Annotated in this window: 18 protein-coding genes and 1 riboswitch; of the genes, 1 reads left to right on the forward strand and 17 read right to left on the reverse strand. The window is 72.4% G+C overall.

Features of this window, described 5'->3' with window-relative positions; genetic code table 11:
• The 4 genes from ACFWJO_RS00610 to ACFWJO_RS00625 form a co-directional block, all read right to left on the reverse strand.
• Window positions 1-894 carry an SIMPL domain-containing protein gene (locus ACFWJO_RS00610; protein WP_386862644.1) on the reverse strand — a complete coding sequence of 298 codons (894 nt, stop codon included), beginning with the start codon at window positions 892-894 and terminating at the stop codon, window positions 1-3.
• A gap of 130 nt (window positions 895-1024) precedes the next feature.
• Entirely contained in the window at window positions 1025-2185 is a 1161-nt protein-coding gene (locus tag ACFWJO_RS00615) for a hypothetical protein (protein WP_386862645.1), read from the reverse strand.
• A gap of 201 nt (window positions 2186-2386) precedes the next feature.
• Window positions 2387-3181 carry an SGNH/GDSL hydrolase family protein gene (locus ACFWJO_RS00620; protein ID WP_384410889.1) on the reverse strand — a complete coding sequence of 265 codons (795 nt, stop codon included), beginning with the start codon at window positions 3179-3181 and terminating at the stop codon, window positions 2387-2389.
• Window positions 3182-3353: 172 nt separating this feature from the next.
• Window positions 3354-4343, reverse strand: a complete 990-nt coding sequence (locus ACFWJO_RS00625) for a peptidoglycan DD-metalloendopeptidase family protein (protein WP_386862646.1) — start codon at window positions 4341-4343, stop codon at window positions 3354-3356.
• A 4-nt stretch (window positions 4344-4347) separates the two neighbouring features.
• A riboswitch (cyclic di-AMP (ydaO/yuaA leader) is annotated at window positions 4348-4500 on the reverse strand.
• A gap of 373 nt (window positions 4501-4873) precedes the next feature.
• Between ACFWJO_RS00625 and ACFWJO_RS00630 the strand changes: the two genes are divergently transcribed.
• Window positions 4874-5671: a tyrosine-protein phosphatase gene (locus ACFWJO_RS00630; RefSeq protein ID WP_386862647.1), complete on the forward strand. Its 798-nt coding sequence runs from the start codon at window positions 4874-4876 to the stop codon at window positions 5669-5671.
• 18 nt (window positions 5672-5689) lie between these two features.
• On the opposite strand, the gene ACFWJO_RS00635 is transcribed toward ACFWJO_RS00630, so the two are convergent.
• The 13 genes from ACFWJO_RS00635 to ACFWJO_RS00695 all read right to left on the reverse strand — a co-directional run bounded on the left by ACFWJO_RS00635 (window position 5690) and on the right by ACFWJO_RS00695 (window position 19235).
• Window positions 5690-5845, reverse strand: a complete 156-nt coding sequence (locus ACFWJO_RS00635; RefSeq protein ID WP_384410880.1) for a DUF6126 family protein — start codon at window positions 5843-5845, stop codon at window positions 5690-5692.
• 18 nt (window positions 5846-5863) lie between these two features.
• A complete protein-coding gene (locus ACFWJO_RS00640; protein ID WP_386862648.1) occupies window positions 5864-6493 on the reverse strand; it encodes a helix-turn-helix domain-containing protein in 630 nt (209 codons plus the stop codon).
• Between the two features lie 75 nt (window positions 6494-6568).
• Window positions 6569-7969, reverse strand: a complete 1401-nt coding sequence (locus tag ACFWJO_RS00645; RefSeq protein WP_386862649.1) for an aspartate aminotransferase family protein — start codon at window positions 7967-7969, stop codon at window positions 6569-6571.
• A gap of 7 nt (window positions 7970-7976) precedes the next feature.
• Window positions 7977-8999 carry an adenosyl-hopene transferase HpnH gene (hpnH, locus tag ACFWJO_RS00650; protein WP_386862650.1) on the reverse strand — a complete coding sequence of 341 codons (1023 nt, stop codon included), beginning with the start codon at window positions 8997-8999 and terminating at the stop codon, window positions 7977-7979.
• A 7-nt stretch (window positions 9000-9006) separates the two neighbouring features.
• Window positions 9007-9660: a 1-hydroxy-2-methyl-2-butenyl 4-diphosphate reductase gene (locus ACFWJO_RS00655; RefSeq protein ID WP_384410869.1), complete on the reverse strand. Its 654-nt coding sequence runs from the start codon at window positions 9658-9660 to the stop codon at window positions 9007-9009.
• Window positions 9660-11645 (reverse strand): squalene--hopene cyclase, encoded by a 1986-nt coding sequence (gene shc, locus ACFWJO_RS00660; protein WP_386862651.1) that lies wholly within the window; start codon window positions 11643-11645, stop codon window positions 9660-9662. Before shc ends, ACFWJO_RS00655 begins: the two co-directional genes overlap by 1 nt.
• Before the next feature lie 119 nt (window positions 11646-11764).
• Window positions 11765-12865 carry a polyprenyl synthetase family protein gene (locus tag ACFWJO_RS00665; RefSeq protein ID WP_386862652.1) on the reverse strand — a complete coding sequence of 367 codons (1101 nt, stop codon included), beginning with the start codon at window positions 12863-12865 and terminating at the stop codon, window positions 11765-11767.
• Window positions 12862-14289 (reverse strand): hydroxysqualene dehydroxylase HpnE, encoded by a 1428-nt coding sequence (hpnE, locus tag ACFWJO_RS00670; protein WP_386862653.1) that lies wholly within the window; start codon window positions 14287-14289, stop codon window positions 12862-12864. Before hpnE ends, ACFWJO_RS00665 begins: the two co-directional genes overlap by 4 nt.
• Window positions 14290-14530: 241 nt before the next feature.
• Entirely contained in the window at window positions 14531-15481 is a 951-nt protein-coding gene (gene hpnD, locus ACFWJO_RS00675; RefSeq protein ID WP_386862654.1) for a presqualene diphosphate synthase HpnD, read from the reverse strand.
• Window positions 15478-16398 carry a squalene synthase HpnC gene (gene hpnC, locus ACFWJO_RS00680; RefSeq protein WP_386862655.1) on the reverse strand — a complete coding sequence of 307 codons (921 nt, stop codon included), beginning with the start codon at window positions 16396-16398 and terminating at the stop codon, window positions 15478-15480. Before hpnC ends, hpnD begins: the two co-directional genes overlap by 4 nt.
• Window positions 16399-16752: 354 nt before the next feature.
• Window positions 16753-17397: a TetR/AcrR family transcriptional regulator gene (locus ACFWJO_RS00685; RefSeq protein WP_386862656.1), complete on the reverse strand. Its 645-nt coding sequence runs from the start codon at window positions 17395-17397 to the stop codon at window positions 16753-16755.
• Window positions 17398-17527: 130 nt separating this feature from the next.
• Window positions 17528-18313, reverse strand: a complete 786-nt coding sequence (locus ACFWJO_RS00690; RefSeq protein WP_386862657.1) for an ABC transporter ATP-binding protein — start codon at window positions 18311-18313, stop codon at window positions 17528-17530.
• The gene (locus ACFWJO_RS00695; protein ID WP_386862658.1) at window positions 18306-19235 is read right to left on the reverse strand and encodes an ABC transporter permease; all 930 of its coding nucleotides are present in this window, start codon (window positions 19233-19235) and stop codon (window positions 18306-18308) included. The genes ACFWJO_RS00690 and ACFWJO_RS00695 overlap by 8 nt, the downstream gene beginning before the upstream one ends.
• Window positions 19236-19238 lie beyond the last annotated feature (3 nt).

Consider the following 19238-nt stretch of genomic DNA (forward strand, 5'->3'; position numbering starts at 1 on the left):
TCAGACCAGCTCGAACACGGCCGTGACCGTCACGTGCTCCTCGATCTCGCCCGGCGCGAGCGGTACGCCCTCGCCGCCGTCGGCGGGTGCGCTCGGGACGGCGCCGGGGCCGGGGCGGCTGCTCTCGCCCTCGGTGAGCGAGACCAGCCGGCCCAGCCTGTGGCCGCTCAGCCGGGCGTGCTGCGCGGCCTTGTCATGGGCGTCGCGGTAGGCGGCCTCGCGGGCCTTGGCGCGGAGTCTGGTGGGGTCGGCCACGTCGAAGACGACGCCGTTGATCCGGCCCGCGTCACCGGTGGCCTCGTTCACGGCGCCGATGATCTGGCCGGTCCGGTCGATGTCGCGGACCTTCACGGAGAAGGTCTGCCCGGCCTGGTAGCCCGTGACCTTGCTCTCGCCCTCCGGGGACTGGGTGTAGACCGGCGACAGGGAGAGGCTCTCGGTGCGGATGTCGCGCTCGGCGATGCCCTGCGCGTGCAGCGCTTCGACCAGCGCCTTCGCCGCCGCGCTCTGGGCGGCCAGGGCCTCCTTCGCGGTCTTGCGGGTCGCCTCGACACCGACCGAGAGCGCCGCGAGGTCGGGTGCCGCGGCGGCCCGCCCGCTGCCGCTGACCGTGACGGTGGTCGGCTGCGGAGCCCGTGCGGCGGCGGCCTCGGACACCGTGGTGCCCGGCGCGGCGGCGAGGGCGGGAGCGGCGGCGCCGAGGAGGACTCCGCCGAGAGCGGCACCGGCCACGGCGCCGACGGCGAGCGCACGGAAGCGGCCTCCGGGCCGCTTGCCCGCGGACCGGCGGCCGGTCACGGCGTCGGCGCGCCATCCGGTGTGCCCCTGGAAACGGGCGTCGGGGCGGGCGTCGGGGAGGGCTCCGGGGTGGTGGTCTGTGTGACGCGGCGTCATGGGCGGTCCCTTCGGCGGTGGTTGCCGGTGGTCATCCGGCGCGGACATCCCACCAGCCGCCGCCCGTCGAGCCGCCGCGCCACTCCTGGACGGCCCTCTCCTTCACCTCTCCGTACCAGGGCCGCGGGCTTCAGCAGTCGAGCCTGAGCGGTGGGCGCCAGAGCCGGCCGTCGCCCGCGATGCCCGGTGTGGGCGTGTAGGTGAGCGGGACGAGGTGAGTGGTGGCCGCGGCCTCGTTGCGGGTGCCGAGCCACAGGTCGATGATCTGCCACGGCTGGCCGTCGAGGACGGTCACGGTCCGCGGCTGTCCGCCGCAGCTGTTGCCGTTGAAGATGCGCCGTCCGAACGCGGGCGCGTTCCAGCCGAGGTTGTCGGGCGCGGCCCAGCCGGAGTAGAGCGAGGGCGCGGTGGCGTAGCCGATCGGGGTGCCGGTGCAGTAGCCGCAGGCGGGATCGGCGTAGGTGAGCACGTAGAGCCGCTGCACCGGATCCCAGTAACCTCCCGGCCCCTCGATCTTCTTGAGCCCGGCGACCTTGCGCACGCCGACGCCGGTGCCGCCGCTCCCCCACGCGTCGAGCTCCTCGATGTTGAGCTGTGCGCTGCCCGGGAGCGTGCAGACGATCGCGGGGTGGCCGCCCGGGGTGCCGGAGTCGATGATGCCGAAGTCGCCGTTGCCCTTGCAGACGGAGAGGGTGGGCTTGCGGTAGAAGCCGCCGGTGACGGGTGCGGGCCCGCACGGTCCCGCGGCGGAGGCGCAGCCCATCGCGTTGTAGGCGTGGGTCCCGTCGAGGGAGTAGTGCCGGGGGCTGTTGAACCAGAGGACGAAGGCCCCGTCGTCGCGGCCCCAGCCGCTGCGGCGGATCATCCGCGGGTTGAAGCAGCCCTGCCCGGAGGCGCCGCAGGTGTCCTGCCAGGAGTTGTCGGTCCAGGGGTCGACGGTCGTCGGGTCGAACAGCAGCCTGGGCGGTGTCCACGGCCCTTGCGGCCTGGAGGCCGTGGAGACGCCGAAGCCGCACCAGGGCGTGGGCTTGACGTACCACTCGAAGCCGCAGCCGTACATCGAGCCGTACATGTAGTAGGTGTCGCCGAACCTGGCGATCTGGGCGTCGTGGAGGTCGAGGCCGGCGATGGTGAAGGAGGTCGGGGGCGCGGCACGCGGCGCGGAGGCGGTGCCCCCTCCGGCGGCCGCGCCGCCTCCCCGGCCGGTGTCCGCTCCGGCCGCCGGAGGGACCGTGGCGCACAGCGCGGCGGTGGCGAGCAACAGAGCCGTGAGGATGCGACGGACGTACACGAATGATGATTATCAGACAAGTCATCACATTTCGGACCGGACACGCACACCCCGGCCCTCAGCACCTCACCCCGGCCTTCAGCTCCTCACCCCGCCCGGCACCGCACAGAAGAGGAGGCCGAGGGTCGCACCGCCACCCTCGGCCTCCTTCACCGCGTCGACGCGCGAGCGCGCCCTCGGCCGGAATCCCGGCCCCGCTCCCTAGAGCGGCATGAGGTCGGGGCGCTTGGCCTCGACGTGGTCGCCGGAGCTCTCGCCGCGGAGCCGGCGCCCGATCCACGGCACCAGGTACTCCCTGGCCCAGTGGATGTCGTCCTTGCGGACCTCCAGCGTGCCGCGCGGCGGCTGCGGCGGCCACGGCTGCTCCGGGTCGGCCGGTACGCGCCTGCCGAGGACCTGGGCGGCGCGCAGCGCGACCCGGGTGTGGCCCTCGGGTGACAGGTGCAGCCGGTCCTCGTCCCAGGCGCGGCGGTCCTGGACGGACTTCAGCGACCACAGGTCGAGCACGGGGCAGCCGTACCGGTCGGCGATGGCCCGGACGTGCCCGTTGTACGTGGCGATCTTGCCCCTCAGGTGCTTGAGGAGGGGCACGTCGCGCGTGTCGAAGCCGGTGGTCACCATGACAGTGCCGACGGCGGAGGTGAGGTCAGCCACCGCGCGCTCGAAGCGCTCGGCGACGTCGTCCGGGTCGGTGCCGGGGCGGATGATGTCGTTTCCGCCCGCGCAGAAGGTCACGAGGTCCGGGGCGAGTTCCTTCGCCCGCGGGACCTGCTCCATGACGATCTGGTCGAGAAGGCGCCCCCGTACGGCGAGATTGGCGTACCGGAAGTCCTCGTGCTCCGGCAGTTCGTCGGCCAGCAGGACCGCGAACCGGTCCGCCCAGCCGACGAACGTCCCGTCGGGCCCGGGGTCTCCGACGCCCTCGGTGAAGCTGTCACCGATCGCCGCGTACGACCCGAATGCGTTCTTGTCTGTTGATCTCGAATCGTCTGCCACGGGAGCACATCTTTCCCCTCGGGATGTGACCTACGCGACCGTAAGGAGGGGTTGACGGTGGGTGACATATGCCACCGATAAAGATTCCACCAAGCCGGAATACGCCGGAGGCCCGGCACGGGTGTGCCGGGCCTCCGGGGCGCCGTCCGGTGAGGCCGGTGCTGACGTGAGGTCAGATGCCCACGCCGTGCTGGCGCAGGTAGGCCAGCGGGTCGATGTCGGAGCCGTAGCTCGGGCCGGTGCGGATCTCGAAGTGGAGGTGCGGGCCGGTGGAGTTGCCGGTCGAGCCGGAGAGGCCGATCTGCTGGCCGCCGCTCACGGACTGGCCGGCGGAGACGGACAGCGAGGAGAGGTGGGCGTACTGGGAGTACGTGCCGTCGGCGTGCTGGATGACGACCTCGTTGCCGTAGGCGCCGCTCCAGCCGGCGGAGTAGACGGTGCCGGGGCCGACCGCGCGGACGGAGGTGCCGGAGGAGGCGATGAAGTCGACACCGGTGTGGTAGCCGGAGGACCACATGGAGCCGGAGGCCCGGTACGGGGTGGAGATGCCGCCGCCGACGGGGGCGACCCAGCCGGAGGAGCTGGCCGCACCGGCCGACGAGGAGCCGGCGGACGAGGACGACGAGGAGGAGGACGCCGAGTCCGAGGAGGAGACGGCGGCCGGGGCCGAGGCGCGCTCGCTGCCCCGGGAGGCGCGGGTGGGCGCGTCGTCGCCGTTCTTGGCGGAGCTCTTGGGGGCGGCGGCCTTCGGCGCGGCGGCCTTGGGAGCGGGCGTGGCCTTGGCGGTGTTCTTGGCGCCGAGGGTGAGCTTCATGCCGGGGAGGATCAGCGAGGGGTTGTCGCCGACGACCTGGCGGTTGTCGCGGTAGAGCTTCTGCCAGCCGCCGGCGAGGTGGTGCTCGGTGGCGATCTTCGACAGGTAGTCGCCGCGCACGACGGTGTACGTCTTCGCCTTGGCCGGGGCCTTGGCGGGGGTCGCGACGGCGGGGGCAGCGGCGGCGACGGCCTGCTGCGGAGCGGCGGGGGCGGCCTGCTCGGCGGCGTGCGCGCCGGTGGCGCCGATCAGCGGGAGGGCGACGACGGCGCCTCCGGTGCCGGCGGCCACGAACCCGCGGGTGATCGGGTTGGCCTTGGGGCGGCGGTGCTTACCCTTCGCGGGCATGGCGAATTCCTCTCCGTCGCCTGCGAGGTGAGCTGTCGGGTTCGGACTGGAGATGTCCGGCCGCGTGGTCGCGCGGCTTCACCCCAAGCCGTCCTTCGGAGGGATCGGCGTCTTACCTGGGTCCCCCGCTCCTGCCGTGTACGGGTGGGTGCGGATTCCGGTCGGCGGCAGGATGAGGCGGTCCGTCCGGAGTGAGCGCGACGCTAGACGAGCGGAGACGACAGGAACAAGCCACAGGTTCCACGGATTCGTTTGCCGCGTGAATTCCGACCGGAATTCCGGTCACCCTCCGTCGATGACGCCCCTTCGATTTCCCTTTGCCCAAGGGAATTTGAAAAAGACGATCAGCCACGGTCCGTCACGTGTATGACGCTCCTCACGCCCCGGAGCCCATCTCCCCTGCAACCAGGGCGCCTTATGTCCAATCAGTCAATTCGGACAGATCGCGCATTCCATCCCGATGGGGTGTGGGCGGAGCGTTCCAGCCATGATGATTGCCCCAGGAACCGATCTCGAGAGCAGGAGCAACCGTGACGCAAGCGACGACCGAGCCCGAGCTCACCGGCGTACGCAACTTCCGCGACCTGGGCGGACTGCCGACCGTGGACGGCCTGTCCGTGCGCCCCGGGCGACTCTTCCGCAGCGGCCACCTGGCGCACGCCACGACCGAGGACGCGGAGTTCCTCGCCACCCTGGACCTCCACACCGTCTTCGACTTCCGCAACGAGGCGGACCGGAGCATCGAGGGCCCGGACGTCGACCTCCCCGGCGTGCGGAACGTGAACATACCCCTGAGCGACCCCGCCGACGGCAAGGAGTTCTGGAAGCTGGTCCGCAACGGGGACGTGGTCCAGCTGCGCGAGCTGCTCGGCGACGGCAAGGCCGCCGCCCGGATGTCCGATTCGTACCGGAAGATGGTCGTCGGGAAGACCGCCGAGCACAGCCGGATCCTGCACGCGATGGCCGAGGACAGCGTCCCCGCCCTGATGCACTGCGCGGCCGGCAAGGACCGGGCCGGGCTGGCGATCGCGATCTCGCTGCTCGCGGTCGGCGTGGAGCGCGAGGCGATCGAGGAGGACTACCTGAAGTCCAACGCCCCGCACCGCCGCTACAAGGTGCAGCGCAGCTCCACCGCTCCGGACGCGATGTCGCCCGACGTGATGGAGCTGCTGAGCCCGCTCTTCGACGCGCGGGTGGAGTATCTGCGGGCCGCCTTCGACGCCATCGAGGAGACCTGGGGCTCCGTCGACGCCTACCTGACGGAGGGCCTGCGGCTCGCCCCGGAGACCCGCGAGCGGCTGCGCGAGCGGCTGCTCACCGGCGCGTAGCCCCCTGAGGAGGCTCCCCTACTGGTTCTGCGCGCCCAGGGCGAACAGCAGGTAGAGGAACGCGGCGAAGAGGTGGCCGGCGACCAGGTAGGCGAAGAGCCGGAGCACCAGGCCCTTGGGGAACTTGCCGCCACCGCGCTCCTCGCCGGTGACCGGTACGGATTTGTCGGACATGTCGATCCTCTCTGAGGGTCAGCGGCGGTGCGGAGTGCCGTCGCCGAGGCACAGCTCGGCGGCGGGACTCTGCATCAGCGTGTGGACGAACAGCAGCTCGGCGCCGCCGCGGGTGGCGGCGCCGATGCGGTGCGGGGTGAGCGAGTCGAAGTGCGCGCTGTCCCCCGGGTCGAGCACGTGCACGGCGTCACCGAGCGCGAGCCTGACCCGGCCGTCGAGGACGTGGATCCACTCCTCGCCAGGGTGGACCCGCACGATGTCGGCGCTGGTGGCGTACGGCACGTGGACGCGCAGCGCCTGCATGGCGCGGCCCGCGCCTCCGGCGGGGCGGTAGATCCAGCCGTCGGCCTCGACGGCCTCGGCCTTCCCGCCCCGGATCACCGGGTCGCGTTCGGGCGGAACCTCGCCGAGCAGCTCGGAGACCGTCGTACCGTAGATGCGGGCGAGCGCGAGCAGCATGGGCAGCGAGGGCTGCCGGTTGCCCGTCTCCAGGCGCGAGAGGTGCGCCGGGGAGAGGCCGGCCCGCTGGGCGGCGGCCTCCAGGGTGAGCCCGCGCCGGCGGCGCAGTCCGCGCAGCTGGGGGGCGACGTCCGGCAGGACGTCGGAGGAGGCGGAGGCCGGGAACTGCGTCCCGGGGACGTGGTCCATGCCTCCATTCCGCCAGGATCTTTCCTCTGGGGCAACTTTCTTGCCCCAGAGGCAAAAACCCTGGGCCGGTTTCGATCAGCGCTGGGCGACGGCCTGCTTGACCAGCGTCTTCCCGAAGTCCCACATCAGTCCGCCGCCGCCGTGCGCGTCGTCCATCACGGCCGTGAAGGCGGTCACGAAGCGGTCGACGTCCGCCTCGTCGACGACCAGCGGCGGGATCAGCTTGATCACCTCCAGATGGTCCCCGGACACCTGGGTCAGGATGTGGTGCCGCTGCAGCAGCGGTACCACGACCATCTGGGCGAAGAGCCCCTTGCGGGCCGCCTGGAGCATCGTCCAGCGGCTGCGCAGGCCCAGCGAGGACGGCCGGCCGAACTCGATGCCGATCATCAGGCCCCGGCCGCGGATCTCCTTGAGGAGCTCGTAGCGCGGAACGAGCTCGCGCAGCCGGGTCGCGAGCAGGTCGCCGACCCGGCGGACGTGCGCCACCGTGCCCTCGGACTCCATCACCGAGAGCACCGCGAGCCCGGCCGCCATGGCCTGGGCGTTGGAGCCGAAGCTCGCCGAGTGGACCAGCACCCGGTCCATCGACGAGTAGACCTTCTTGAAGATCCAGTCCTTGCCGAGCGTGGCGCCGACCGGCACGTAGCCGCCGGAGAGCGCCTTGGCGACGCAGACCAGGTCCGGCTCGACGCCGTCCTCGTACTGGTAGGCGTAGAAGTCGCCCGTCCTGCCGAGGCCCGTCTGCACCTCGTCCGCGATGAGCAGGGCCCCGTGCCGGTGCAGGAGCTCCTGGGCGGCCCGCAGGAAGCCCGGCGGGGCCTCGTGGACGCCCTTGCCCTGGATCGGCTCGACGACGAAGCCGGCCACGTCGCCCTTGCGCAGCTCCCCCTCCAGCGCCTCCAGGTCGCCCAGCCCGATCGCCGTGTCGGGAAGGAGCGGGCCGAAGCCGTCCCGGAAGCCGTTCTCGCCGTTGACGGAGAGCGAGCCCGTCGTGAGGCCGTGGAAGGCGTGGGAGCAGTAGACGATCCTCGCCCGGCCCGTGGCGTACCGGGCGAACTTGAGCGCGGTCTCGACGGCCTCCGTGCCGCTGTTGCCGAAGAAGACCCGGTCGAGGTGCGGGCTGTGTGCGAGGAGCTTCTCGGCGAGGAGTCCGGGCAGCGGCTGGCAGTCGAAGCGGGTGAGATCGGCGAGCTGGGCGTCGAGGACGTCGTGCAGGGCCTGCCGGACGACGGGGTGGTGCCGGCCGAGGCCCATGACGCCGAAGCCGGCGAGCATGTCGAGGTGGTCGTTGCCGTCGGCGTCCCAGAAGTGGGCGCCCTCGGCCCGCACGTAGACCTTGTCGAAGCCGATGGTGTGGAGCATCCGCGGGAGCTGGTGGTTGAGGTGGCGGGCGTGCAGCTCGTAGCGCTCGCCGCCGCGCTCGGCGAGCAGGGCCCGCAGGTCGAAGGCGCCGGTGCCGGACCCGTCCGTCATGACCGGCTCACCCGTTGTTCCCGGAGACGGTCTCGCGGACCGCGCGCAGCGACTCCTTGAGGGAGCCCATGGTGGCGAGGACGGCGGTGGGCTCGTAGCCGCAGTGCGCCATGCAGTTGGCGCAGCGCGGGTCCTTGCCGCGGCCGTACTTGTCCCAGTCCGTCTCCTCGATGAGCTCGCGGTACGTGGGGACGTAGCCGTCACTCATCAGATAGCAGGGGCGCTGCCACCCGAAGAGCGAGTAGTTCGGGATCGCCCACGCGGTGCACGGGAAATCGGCCTTGCCTTCGAGGAAGTCCAGGAAGAGCGGCGAGTGGTTGAGCCGCCAGCGCCGCCGGTTTCCACCCGCGAACGCCTTCTTGAAGAGCTCCCTGGTCTGTTCCACGCCGAGGAAGTGCTCCTGGTCGGGGGCCTTCTCGTAGGCGTATGCGGGCGAGATCATCATTTCGTCGACCTTGAGGTCGTCGTTGAGGAAGTTGAGCACCTCGATGACCGTCTGAGGGGTGTCGGTGTTGAAGAAGGTCGAATTGGTGGTGACCCGGAAGCCGCGCCGCTTGGCCTCCTTGATCGCCGCCACCGCCTCGTCGAACACGCCCTCCTTCGCGACCGATTCGTCGTGCCGCTCACGCAGCCCGTCGATGTGCACCGCGAAGGCGAAATAGGGCGAGGGCGTGAAGTCGTCCAGCTTCTTGCGCAGCAGCATGGCGTTGGTGCACAGGAAGACGTACTTGCGCTTGGCCACCAGCTGCCGCACGATCTCGTCGATCTGAGGGTGCATCAACGGTTCGCCACCGGCGATCGAGACCATCGGCGCCCCGGACTCCAGGACCGCGCCGACGGCCTGGGCGACCGGCATCCGCTGCTTGAGGACGCCGGCCGGGTGCTGGATCTTGCCGCAGCCCTCGCACTTGAGGTTGCAGGCGAACAAGGGCTCGAGCTCGACGATCAGCGGGAACTTGTCCCGCTTGCGGAGCTTCTGTTCGAAGAGGTAGGTCCCGACCCGGACGGACTGACGGAGCGGCATGGCCATAACTCGCTCACCTCCTGGGGAGCAGCAAAGAACGGTGCCATTCGGAGAATGCGGGAAGGACCGCACGAAGAACACGGAAGGCCGATATTCCCCCGCGCACCGTGCCGATCCGGACCAGTTCATGTTCTGGAGCGTCCACGACCACCCGTACGGCCGCAACCGGACGCGGTCCGGCGGCCACGGCGGTGCTCAGCGTGGCGGCGGACTCCATGTCGACGGCGATCGCCCCGCCGGCGAGCAGCGCCGCCCGCTCGGGGCCGCGGACCACGTGGTCGGAGCCGGTCAGCGGGCCGGTGTGGACGGTGCGCCCGGGCAGCGCCCGGACGAGCGCCTTCACCAGGAGCCCGGTGCCGACGCAGGGGATGGTGCCGTCGGGGCCGCGGGTCTCCTCGGCGACGATCAGGTCGCCGGGGTGCATCCCGGGCGCGAGGCCCGCGCAGAACCCGGACGCAATGACGGCGGCGTCCTGCCAGGGCTCGCGGCCGAGGGCGCGGGAGACCGCCTGGCGCGCGTGCGCCGGGCCCATCCCGGTCCGCACCACGGTCACGGGCGCGGGCGCTCCGCCTCGGTCGCCGCTGCGCAGCGCGAGCTTCTCGATGCCGAGCGCGCAGGCGACGAGCAGCGGCGGTACGGCGGCCCCGGCGGCCGGCTCCTTGTCCATCAGCGGCCCTCCCGGCCGGGCGGGACGGGCTCCCCGTTCACGTAGCGGCCGAGCGCGGTGAGCGGGAAGACCTGGCGGTAGAGGTGGTAGTTGATGGAGAAGTCCCAGGGGAAGCCGGTGCCCGTGAAGTACGGCTCGTCCCAGGAGCCGTCCTCCCGTTGTGTCCGCACCAGCCAGGCGACGCCGCGCCGGACCGCCTCGGACTCCCGCTCGCCGGCGGCGAGCAGCGCGATCAGCGCCCAGGCGGTCTGGGAGGCGGTGGAGGCGCCGTGGCCGATCCACTGCGGCTCCGTGTAGGAGCGCAGGTCCTCGCCCCAGCCGCCGTCCTCGTTCTGCACGGACTCCAGCCAGCCGACGGCCCGCCGGATCGCCGGGTGGCTGCGGGGAATCCCGGCGGCGGTGAGGGCGGGGACCACGGACCCGGTGCCGTAGACGTAGTTGACGCCCCAGCGGCCGAACCAGGCGCCGTTGGTCTCCTGTGCCGCGAGCAGCCAGTCGACGCCCCGGCGGGTGCGCGGGTGGTGGGCCCGGCCCTCGTGGGCGAGCATCTCGACGACGTGGGCGGTGACGTCGGCGGAGGGCGGGTCGATGACCTCGCCGAAGTCGCAGAACGGCAGCCGGTTGGGGAAGGGGCTGGTGTTGTCGGCGTCGAAGGCGCCCCAGGCACCGTTCTTCGACTGCATGCCGACGGTCCAGCGGCCGCCGCGGGCGACGGCCGCGTCCACCCGTGCCGGGTCGGGGTGCCTGACCCGGCGGAGGGCGAGGATCACCTCGGCGGTGTCGTCGATGTCGGGGTAGTTGTCGTTGTGGAACTCGAACGCCCATCCACCCGGCGGGAGCTGGGGCCTGCGCACGGCCCAGTCGCCCTTGCGGACGATCTCCTCGCCCAGCATCCAGTCGGCGGCCTTGACGAGTGCCGGGTGGTCGGGCCGTACGCCGGCGTCGGCGAGCGCGATGGTGGCGAGGCAGGTGTCCCAGACCGGGGACTGGCAGGCCTCGATCATGCGGGCGCCGTCCTCGCGCCACACGGCGAAGCGGTCCAGGGACTCCAGACCGGCCCGCATGACGGGGTGCCGGAGGTCGTAGCCGAGGAGGTGGAGGGCGATGACCGAGTAGACGGCGGGCGGCTGGATGCCGCCCCAGCAGCCGTCGTTCTCCTGCCGCTCGACGATCCAGCGGGCGGCGAAGTTCATGGCGGCCTTGCGGAGCCGGCGCGGCGCGACCTTGCGGTAGAGGTGCAGTCCCTTGTCGACGCGCTGGAAGAAGCCGTCCCAACTGGCCGCGGGGGCAAGGGGCTTGCCCGGGTTCGGGCGGGCCGGGTCGGTGTGCAGCTCGTCCAGCGCGAAGGGGGCCGGGCGCACCGGCCGCTTGGCGGAGACGACGGTGAGCGGCACGATCGTCTGCCGGGCCCAGCAGCCGAAGTCGTAGATGTTGAGCGGGAACCAGCTGGGCAGGAACACCAGCTCGGGCGGCAGCTCGGGCAGGTCGTCCCAGCGCCACCAGCCGAAGAGGGCGAGCCAGATCCGGGTGAAGACGCGGGCCTCGGCGATGCCGCCCCGGGCGCGGATCCAGGCGGAGGCGCGGGCCATGTGCGGGGCGTCGGGCGCGTCTCCGGCGAGCCGCAGGGCGACGTAGGCCTCGATGGTGGCGGAGAGATCGCCGGGCCCTCCGTAGAAGGTGGCCCAGGTGCCGTCCTCGCGCTGTTCGCCGCGGATGAAGAGGGCGGCGGCGCGGGTGGTGTCGGGGTCGAGGATTCCCAGGAACTGCCGGAGCAGCAGGTCCTCGGCGTCCATGGTGACGTTGGTCTCCAGGTCGCCCTTCCACCAGCCCTCGGCGTCCTGCCGGCCGAGGAGGTGGTCGACGGATCGTTCCGCCGCCTTGGCGGCGGCCTCGTCGAGGTCCCCTGGGGTGATGGTGGTCGTTTCGCTGGCCGCGGCTGCCCGGGGACCCACGGCCCCGGCGCTCCCGTCGGTCGTCGCTGTCATGGCTTCCCCTTCGTGCAGGCGGTGTACTTCTGCGTACGTTCTGCTTCTTCGGGTCTGCCGTCGTCCGGTGCCTGACGGCACCGGACGGCGACTGCGAACTCATATCAGGGCGATGGTGATCATCTCTTCCGTACGACGACGAAATCGGCCAGCGCCGTGAGCTGTTCCCGGACATGGGCCGGGAGGTCCACGTCGTGCAGGGCACGGATGGCGATGGCGTGCTGACGGCGGGCCTCCTGGGAGGTCCACTCCCGGCCGCCGGCCTCCTCGATGAGGGCGGCGCGGGTGGCGAACTCCTCCTCCGAGAAGGTGTCGAAGTCGGTGCTCTTCGCGTCGGCGGCGAGCAGCCGGCCGAGTCGCTCGGAGGCCGGGCCGCCGGCCGCGAGGGCGGCGACTACCGGCAGGGACTTCTTGCGCTGGCGCAGGTCGGACCAGGTCTGCTTGCCGGTGGCCTCCGGGTCGCCCCAGATGCCGAGGAGGTCGTCGACGGCCTGGAACGCGAGGCCCAGGTGGTAGCCGTACTCCTCCAGCTTGTCGGCGGTGCGGTCGTCGGCGCCGCCGAGCACGGCGCCGATGGAGACGGCGCAGGCGAGGAGGGCGCCGGTCTTGTTGCCCTCCATCTCCAGGCACTCCTCGACGGTGACCCGCTCGCGGTGCTCGTAGCTGATGTCCTGGGCCTGCCCGTCGATGAGCTTGCGGGTGGCGGTGGTCAGCCGGCGGGTGGCGCGGCCGGCCTCGACGGTGCCGAGCTCGAGGAGCAGCTCGTTGGCGAGGGCGAACAGGGCGTCGCCGACCAGGATGGCCTGGGCGGGGCCGTGCACCTTCCACACGGTGTCGCGGTGGCGGCGCTGCTCGTCGCCGTCCATCAGGTCGTCGTGGAGCAGCGAGAAGTTGTGGACGAGCTCCACGGCGACGGCGCCGGGGATGCCGACCTCGGGCGCGGCGCCCGCCGCCTCGGCGGAGATCAGCGCGAGCGCGGGCCGGACGGCCTTGCCGCTGTCGCCCTCGGTCGGGTTGCCCTGGGCGTCGATCCAGCCGAAGTGGTAGGCGGCCACGGTGTCCATGGGCGACGCGAGGCGGTCGACGGCCGCCCGCATGACGGGCGTGGACAGGGCGCGGCCCCGCTCCAGCAGTGCGGCGACGTCCGCGGTGTCGACGGCCGGATTCCCCGGGGGCGCAGTCGGCACGGTCTCTCCTCTAGTTCCGGTACTCACACTCATGCCGCCTCCTGTAGCGGATGGTCGTAGTGGCGGCCGAGGGCGGAGAGTGCGGCGCCCGCGGCGCTGAAGCCGCTGCGGACGGCACCCTCCATGGTCGCGGGCCAGCCGGTGGCGGTCCAGGCGCCGGCCAGGTACAGGCCGGGCGCGTGGGTGCGGGCGCCGGGGCGGAGCCGGCCGACGCCAGGGGTCGGGGCGAACGTGGCGGTCCGCTCTCGGGTGACGAAGAAGTCCCGGACGCCGGCGCCCCGGGCGGCGGGCAGCAGCCGTTCCAGCTCGGGCAGGTAGCGCTCGCGCAGGGCGGCGACGGGCTCGTCGATCTCGTCCTGCGCGGCGGACTGGGAGACGGCGAGGTACTGGCCGCCGCCCGTCAGCCCGGAGGAGTCGGTGCGGTCGAAGACCCACTGCACCGGTGAACCGAGCGCGGCGAAGAAGGGCTGCCGCAGCACCTTGCGGTCGTAGACGACGTGCAGGTTGAGGATGGGGGCGGTGCCGATGTCGAGGAGGCGGTCGGGATCGTCGAGGGCGCCGTCGGGCAGGAGCCCGCGGGCCTCGCGCTGCGGCACGGCGAGGACGACGGCGTCGGCCTCCAGGGTCTCCCCCGGCACCCGCACGGTCCAGCGCCCGTCGTCGCCGCGGGTGATCCGCTCGGCCTTGGTGCGCAGCTCGGTGCGGACACCGAGCGCGTCCAGGGCCCTGCGGGCACGGGTGTCGTGGAGTTCGCCGAGCGGCACGTGCGCCCAGCCGATGTCGGCGGCACCGGGCTCGGAGAGCAGCCCGGTCTTGAAGACCATGGCTGCCAGCCCCATGGAGGCGTGCGGGGCGACGGCGTTCAGTGTGGCGACCCCGACCAGGTCCCACAGGGCCTCGACGGCTCGCGCGGACTGGCCGTGGCGGCCGAGCCAGGTCGCGAAGTCGATGCCGTCGAGGGCCGGGTCGGCGGGGTCGAGCTTCTTCAGGGCGAGGGCGGCCCGACCGACGCTCGCCCGCTCGGCGAGCGAGAGGTGCGGATACGTGGCCAGGCTCCGCGCCAGATGCAGCGGCACGGGCAGGGCGCTGCGCCGCAGCCGCCCGAGCCGCGGTCCGCCCGGATGCCCGACGTCGAGCACGGGCACGTCGAGCCGCGGCTGTACGGGCGCGAGGCGGGCGCCGTCGATCCGCTCCAGGAACCACCGGTAGGCGGTGCAGCACCGCAGGTAGACGTGCTGCCCGTTGTCGACCGTCAGATCGCCGCGCCGGAACGAGAACGCGAGCCCGCCGAGCCGCGGCCGCCCTTCGAGCAGCGTGACGCGCACCCCGCTCTCGGCGAGCTGGAGCGCGCAGGTGACCCCGGCGAGCCCGCCGCCGACGACGACGGCGTGCGCGGGCGACCCGCCGTGGCCGGTCACGGGCCCGCGACGCGCCACACGGATGTCATCGGCGGTCATACGGTCTCCCCTCGGAACGCCACGATCAGGGACGCGCGACCGGCACCCCGGGTTGTCCCGATCCGCCGGCCCGCGGCCGACGACGACGGGGAGGGGTGCGGGGCCGGAGCGGGGGCGGGGGTGTCCGGACGTTTCGGACTCCTCCACGAGCGAAGCGAAGGGGAGGTGGCAGTCCGGACACCCCCGCACCCGCGGAGGCCCCGGACCCCGGCGGACCCACGGGTGCGACGCGGTACGTACGTCACGCGGGCCTCCTGACCGTACGACGGGAAACGTGCCGCGCGTCGAGCCCGGAGAGCCCGCGGACGGCGACGTAGGCCTTCTCCCGGCCGGGCAGCGAGACCCGGCCGCGCAGCACGGCCTCCGGATCCCGTTCGATCCGGTCGAGGAGCCGTCGGTAGATGCCGGCCATGGCGGCCACGCACGCCCCGCTGCGCCGGTCGAGCATCGGAAGCAGCCGGTATCCCTCGGCGAACAGCGCACGGGCGCGCCGCACCTCGAAGTGCACGAGTCCCGCGAAGTCGGCGCCCTCCGCCGGGGCGTCCGAGGCGAAGCCGTCGGAGCACCCGAACTTGGCCAGGTCGTCGCCCGGCAGGTAGGTGCGCCCGTTCTCGGCGTCCTCGCGGACGTCGCGCAGGATGTTGGTGAGCTGGAGGGCGAGGCCGAGGGTGTCGGCGTACTCGGCCGCGCGGTCGGCTCCGGCGGCGCCCGGCTGGGTGCCGAAGACGCCCAGCGAGAGCCGGCCGATGGCTCCGGCCACGCAGCGGCAGTAGACCTTGAGGTCGTCCCAGGTCTCGTAGGTCTCGCCGCGCACGTCCATCAGGACGCCGTCGATGAGCTCGTCGAGACCGCCGAGCGGGATCGGGAAGCGGCGGGCGGCGTCGGCGAGGGCGACGGCCACCGGATCGGTGTCGTCCTCCTCGACCTCGCCGGCGCGGATGCGGGCGAGGACCGCGCGGGTGGCCTCCAGCCGGTCCTTCTTGTCGCCGGGTGCCAGCGGTCCGTCGCCGATGTCGTCGACGCGCCGCGAGAAGGCGTAGAGCGCCGACATGGCGTGCCGCTTCTCGGTCGGCAGCAGCCGGATCCCGTACGCGAAGTTGCGGGCCTGCTGTCCGGTCACGGCCTCGCAGTAGCTGTACGCGGCCTGGACCGGCGCGGACGGCTGCGACTGTCCCTCCACTGTGCGGCTCACCCCTCTCTCCGCGCCGCGAGCAGGACGGCGCCCGCCCGGCGCATCAGACTCGGTCGGTCGGCCTTGGGCGGCCCGGGCAGGACGTCGAAGCCGGCGGCGGCGATCGCGTCGAGCGCCGCGTACCCGCCGGCCGTGAAGCCGGCGAGCAGCAGCCGCAGCCGGCCGTGGACGCTGCCGACGAGCGGGGCGCCGGCGTCGAGCAGGGCGCGGGCCCGCTCGGCCTCGAAGGCGATCAGGGCACGCACCGAGGCTCCGGCGGTGGGCCGGGCGAGGTCGTCCTCGGTCACGTGGAAGCGCTTCAGGTCCTCGGCGGGGAGGTAGATCCGGTCGCGCGCCAGGTCCTCGGCGACGTCCTGGAGGTGCTCGACGATCTGGAGCGCGGTGCAGATCTCGTCGGAGCGGCGGATCCGTTCCGGCGTCGCGGTGCCGGTGATGCCGAGGACGAGCCGGCCGACGGGGTTGGCGGAGAGCTCGCAGTACGCGACCAGGTCGTCGTAGGTCTCGTAACGGCCGACGAGCTGGTCCTGGCGGTTGGCGGCGACGAGTCCGAGGAACGGCTCCGGGGTGAGGCCGCACCGCTCGACGGTGGGCACGAGGGCGCGCAGCAGCGGATGGCGGGGCGGGCCGTCGACGGGGGCGAAGACGCGCCTGAGGTCGGTCTCGAAGGCGTCGAGCATGGCGAGCCGGTCGTCGGCCCGCTCGGGCGGTACGCCGAGGTGGCGGGCGTCCGCGGCGCCGGGCGCGAGGTCGCCGTCGCCGATGTCGTCGACGAGTCGGGCGAAGCCGTAGACGGCCATGAGGTCGTCGCGCCAGGCGCGCGGCAGGAAGAAGGGGGCCACGGGGAAGTTCTCGTCCGCGGCCTTGCCGAGTGTGCTGCGCGAGGAGGCGTCGGGGCGCACCTGCCGGGTTCCCGTCACCGGCCGCTGCCCGACGCGGGGACGGCGACACCCTCGTGGAGCTGGAGATTCTGCGTCATGGCCGTCACATCTCCCGTTCTACACCGCGGATCCAATCCATCCTATTTCGGACACGCCGCCGAGCCGTGCCCGTGGCTCTCGGCCCGGTGCCGGGGCGCCGAGGGGTATCGCCCCACTTGCCGCGAAACAGACCGGTACAGCTTACGTGGTAGGAGGTATCGTGCCGCGCCGGGGGCCCGGGCGCCTGTCGACAACACCGGCGGGTCCGTCAACCTTCCCGGTACGAGCGGAAGTTCACATTTCCTTGACCTTGTTTTCGACCGCCGGCGACGCGGCCGCCGGAGGGCGTGGCGGTCAGGGGACGCGGGTGCCGGAGACCACCATCGCGAGGGTGGAGTCGACGACGTCGTCGCGGCGCTGGGCCGGCAGCCTGCGCAGCGGCCCTTCGAGGAGCAGCAGCGACAGTCCGTGCACGGCCGACCACGCGGCGACGTCGGCGGCGGGCCGGGAGGCGCGTGGTGGCCGGGCGGTCGCGGCGAGGGCCGTCAGGGCGTCGGTGAGCAGGGTGAAGGCGCGCACCTCCCCCGCGCCGGCCTCGGACTCGGCGTCCGGACAGCCGGCGGCGGTACGCGGGGCGCCGAAGGCGGACCGGTAGAGGCCGGGCTGCTCGACGGCGAAGGCCACGTAGCCGCGGCAGAGGGCGGCGAGCCGGGCCTCGGCGGCCAGGGCCGGGTCGTCGGCGCCGGGTACGCGGGCGGCGGCCCGCTCCATGGAGTCGGCGAGGGCCCGCCGGGCGTGGTCGCGGACGGCGGCGAGGAGTTCGCCGCGGCCCTCGAAGTGCCGGTAGGCGGCGGTGGGCGAGACGCCGACCCGGCGGGCCGCCTCGCGCAGCACGACGCGCTCGGGGCCTCCTTCGGTGGCGAGGTCGACGGCCGCGCAGATGAGGGCGTTGCGCAGGTCGCCGTGGTGGTAGGTCTTGCCTCCCGAGATCGCTGCCATGCGCTCATCCTGCCCGATGTTGACCGCATGAACATTCCGGGCGGGTGCTCGACGCGCGAAAACCGGACGTCCGTGAACACGAAACCGCCCCCGCCGATCGGATCGGCGGGGGCGGCGCGCGGCGTCGGGGCTACTTGCCGGTCTCGCGCTCGTAGGCGGCGATGACCTCGTCGGTCGGGCCGTCCATGAGCAGCTCGCCCTTCTCCAGCCAGAGCACGCGGTCGCAGGTGTCGCGGATCGACTTGTTGCTGTGGCTGACCAGGAAGACCGTGCCGGCCTCCTTGCGCAGCTCGCGGATCCGCGCCTCGGAGCGGATCTGGAACTTGCGGTCACCGGTGGCCAGCGCCTCGTCGATCATGAGGACGTCGTGCTGCTTGGCGGCGGCGATGGCGAAGCGGAGCCGGGCGCCCATGCCGGACGAGTAGGTCCGCATCGGCAGCGAGATGAAGTCGCCCTTCTCGTTGATGCCGGAGAAGTCGACGATGTCCTGATACCGGCTCTTGATCTCCTCGCGGTCCATGCCCATGGCGAGTCCGCCGAGGATCACGTTCCGCTCACCGGTGAGGTCGCTCATGAGCGCCGCGTTGACGCCGAGCAGCGAGGGCTGGCCGTCGGTGTAGACCTTGCCGCTCTCGGTTGGCAGCAGGCCCGCGATGGCGCGCAGCAGGGTCGACTTGCCGGACCCGTTGGTGCCGATGAGGCCGATGGCCTCGCCGCGGTAGGCGGTGAAGGACACGCCCCGGACCGCGTGCACCTTGCGCACCCCGCGGTCGGACTGGCCCTTGCGGCGCCGGATGATGCGGCTCAGCGCGGCGGTGGCGCTGCCCTTGCCGCCGCCGCCTCCGTTGACCCGGTACACGATGTGGACGTTGTCCGCGATGACGGTGGGCACCCGGCCCTGATCGGTGTCAGCCACGGCCGTACCTCTCCTCGGCCTTCCAGAAGTAGACGAAGCCGCCCACGCCGATCACCACGGACCAGGCGAGGGTGACGAACCAGACGTGCGGCGGGAGGTTGGAGCCGCCGTAGCCGTCGATCAGCGCGAACCGGATCAGGTCCATGTGGAGTGCGGCCGGGTTGTACTGGAGCAGGTCGGCGATCCAGGCCGGCTTGTCCTCCAGCATCACGGGGATCGAGAACATGACGCCGGAGGCGTACATCCAGGTGCGCATGATGAACGGCATCAGCTGCGCGAGGTCCGGGGTCTTGGCGCCCATCCGCGCCACGATCATGGCGAGGCCCGCGTTGAACACGAACTGCAGGACCAGTGCCGGGAGGACGAGCAGCCAGCTCGCGGAGGGGTAGCTGCCGAAGGCCACCGCCACGGCGACCAGCACCACCATCGAGAACAGCAGCTGCTGGAGCTGCTGGAGCGCGAAGGAGATCGGCAGCGAGGCCCGCGGGAAGTGCAGCGCCCGGACGAGCCCCAGGTTGCCGGAGATCGCGCGGACGCCGGCCATCACCGAGCTCTGGGTGAAGGTGAACACGAAGACACCCGTGACCAGGAACGGGATGTAGACCTCCCGCGACATGCCCCGGTCCGCGCCGATGATCACGCCGAAGATCAGGAAGTAGACGAACGCGTTCAGCAGCGGCGTGACGACCTGCCACAGCTGGCCGAGCTTCGCCTGACTGTACTGGGCGGTGAGTTTCGCCTGGGAGAAGGCCAGGATGAAGTGCCGCCGGCCCCACAGCTGCCGGATGTATTCCACGAGCCCCGGCCGGGCGCCGCTGACGGCGAGCCCGTACTTGGCCGCCAGCTCGGCCGGGCTCAGGCCGTCGTCGGCGGACGGTCGGGCGCTCGTCACGACCCCACCGTCCTGGGATGTGTCACTCACAGT

The sequence above is a fragment of the Streptomyces sp. NPDC127092 genome (assembly GCF_042722475.1).
GTDB lineage: Bacteria > Actinomycetota > Actinomycetes > Streptomycetales > Streptomycetaceae > Streptomyces.

Coding starts and splice junctions, on each gene's coding strand:
- hpnH (WP_386862650.1), bottom strand. CDS start 8,999: ATGGCCATGCCGCTCCGTCAGTCCGTCCGGGTCGGGACCTACCTCTTC.
- ACFWJO_RS00645 (WP_386862649.1), bottom strand. CDS start 7,969: ATGACGGACGGGTCCGGCACCGGCGCCTTCGACCTGCGGGCCCTGCTC.
- ACFWJO_RS00625 (WP_386862646.1), bottom strand. CDS start 4,343: ATGCCCGCGAAGGGTAAGCACCGCCGCCCCAAGGCCAACCCGATCACC.
- ACFWJO_RS00610 (WP_386862644.1), bottom strand. CDS start 894: ATGACGCCGCGTCACACAGACCACCACCCCGGAGCCCTCCCCGACGCC.
- shc (WP_386862651.1), bottom strand. CDS start 11,645: ATGACAGCGACGACCGACGGGAGCGCCGGGGCCGTGGGTCCCCGGGCA.
- ACFWJO_RS00685 (WP_386862656.1), bottom strand. CDS start 17,397: ATGGCAGCGATCTCGGGAGGCAAGACCTACCACCACGGCGACCTGCGC.
- hpnE (WP_386862653.1), bottom strand. CDS start 14,289: ATGACCGCCGATGACATCCGTGTGGCGCGTCGCGGGCCCGTGACCGGC.
- ACFWJO_RS00640 (WP_386862648.1), bottom strand. CDS start 6,493: ATGGACCACGTCCCCGGGACGCAGTTCCCGGCCTCCGCCTCCTCCGAC.
- ACFWJO_RS00655 (WP_384410869.1), bottom strand. CDS start 9,660: ATGGACAAGGAGCCGGCCGCCGGGGCCGCCGTACCGCCGCTGCTCGTC.
- ACFWJO_RS00635 (WP_384410880.1), bottom strand. CDS start 5,845: ATGTCCGACAAATCCGTACCGGTCACCGGCGAGGAGCGCGGTGGCGGC.
- ACFWJO_RS00665 (WP_386862652.1), bottom strand. CDS start 12,865: ATGAGTGTGAGTACCGGAACTAGAGGAGAGACCGTGCCGACTGCGCCC.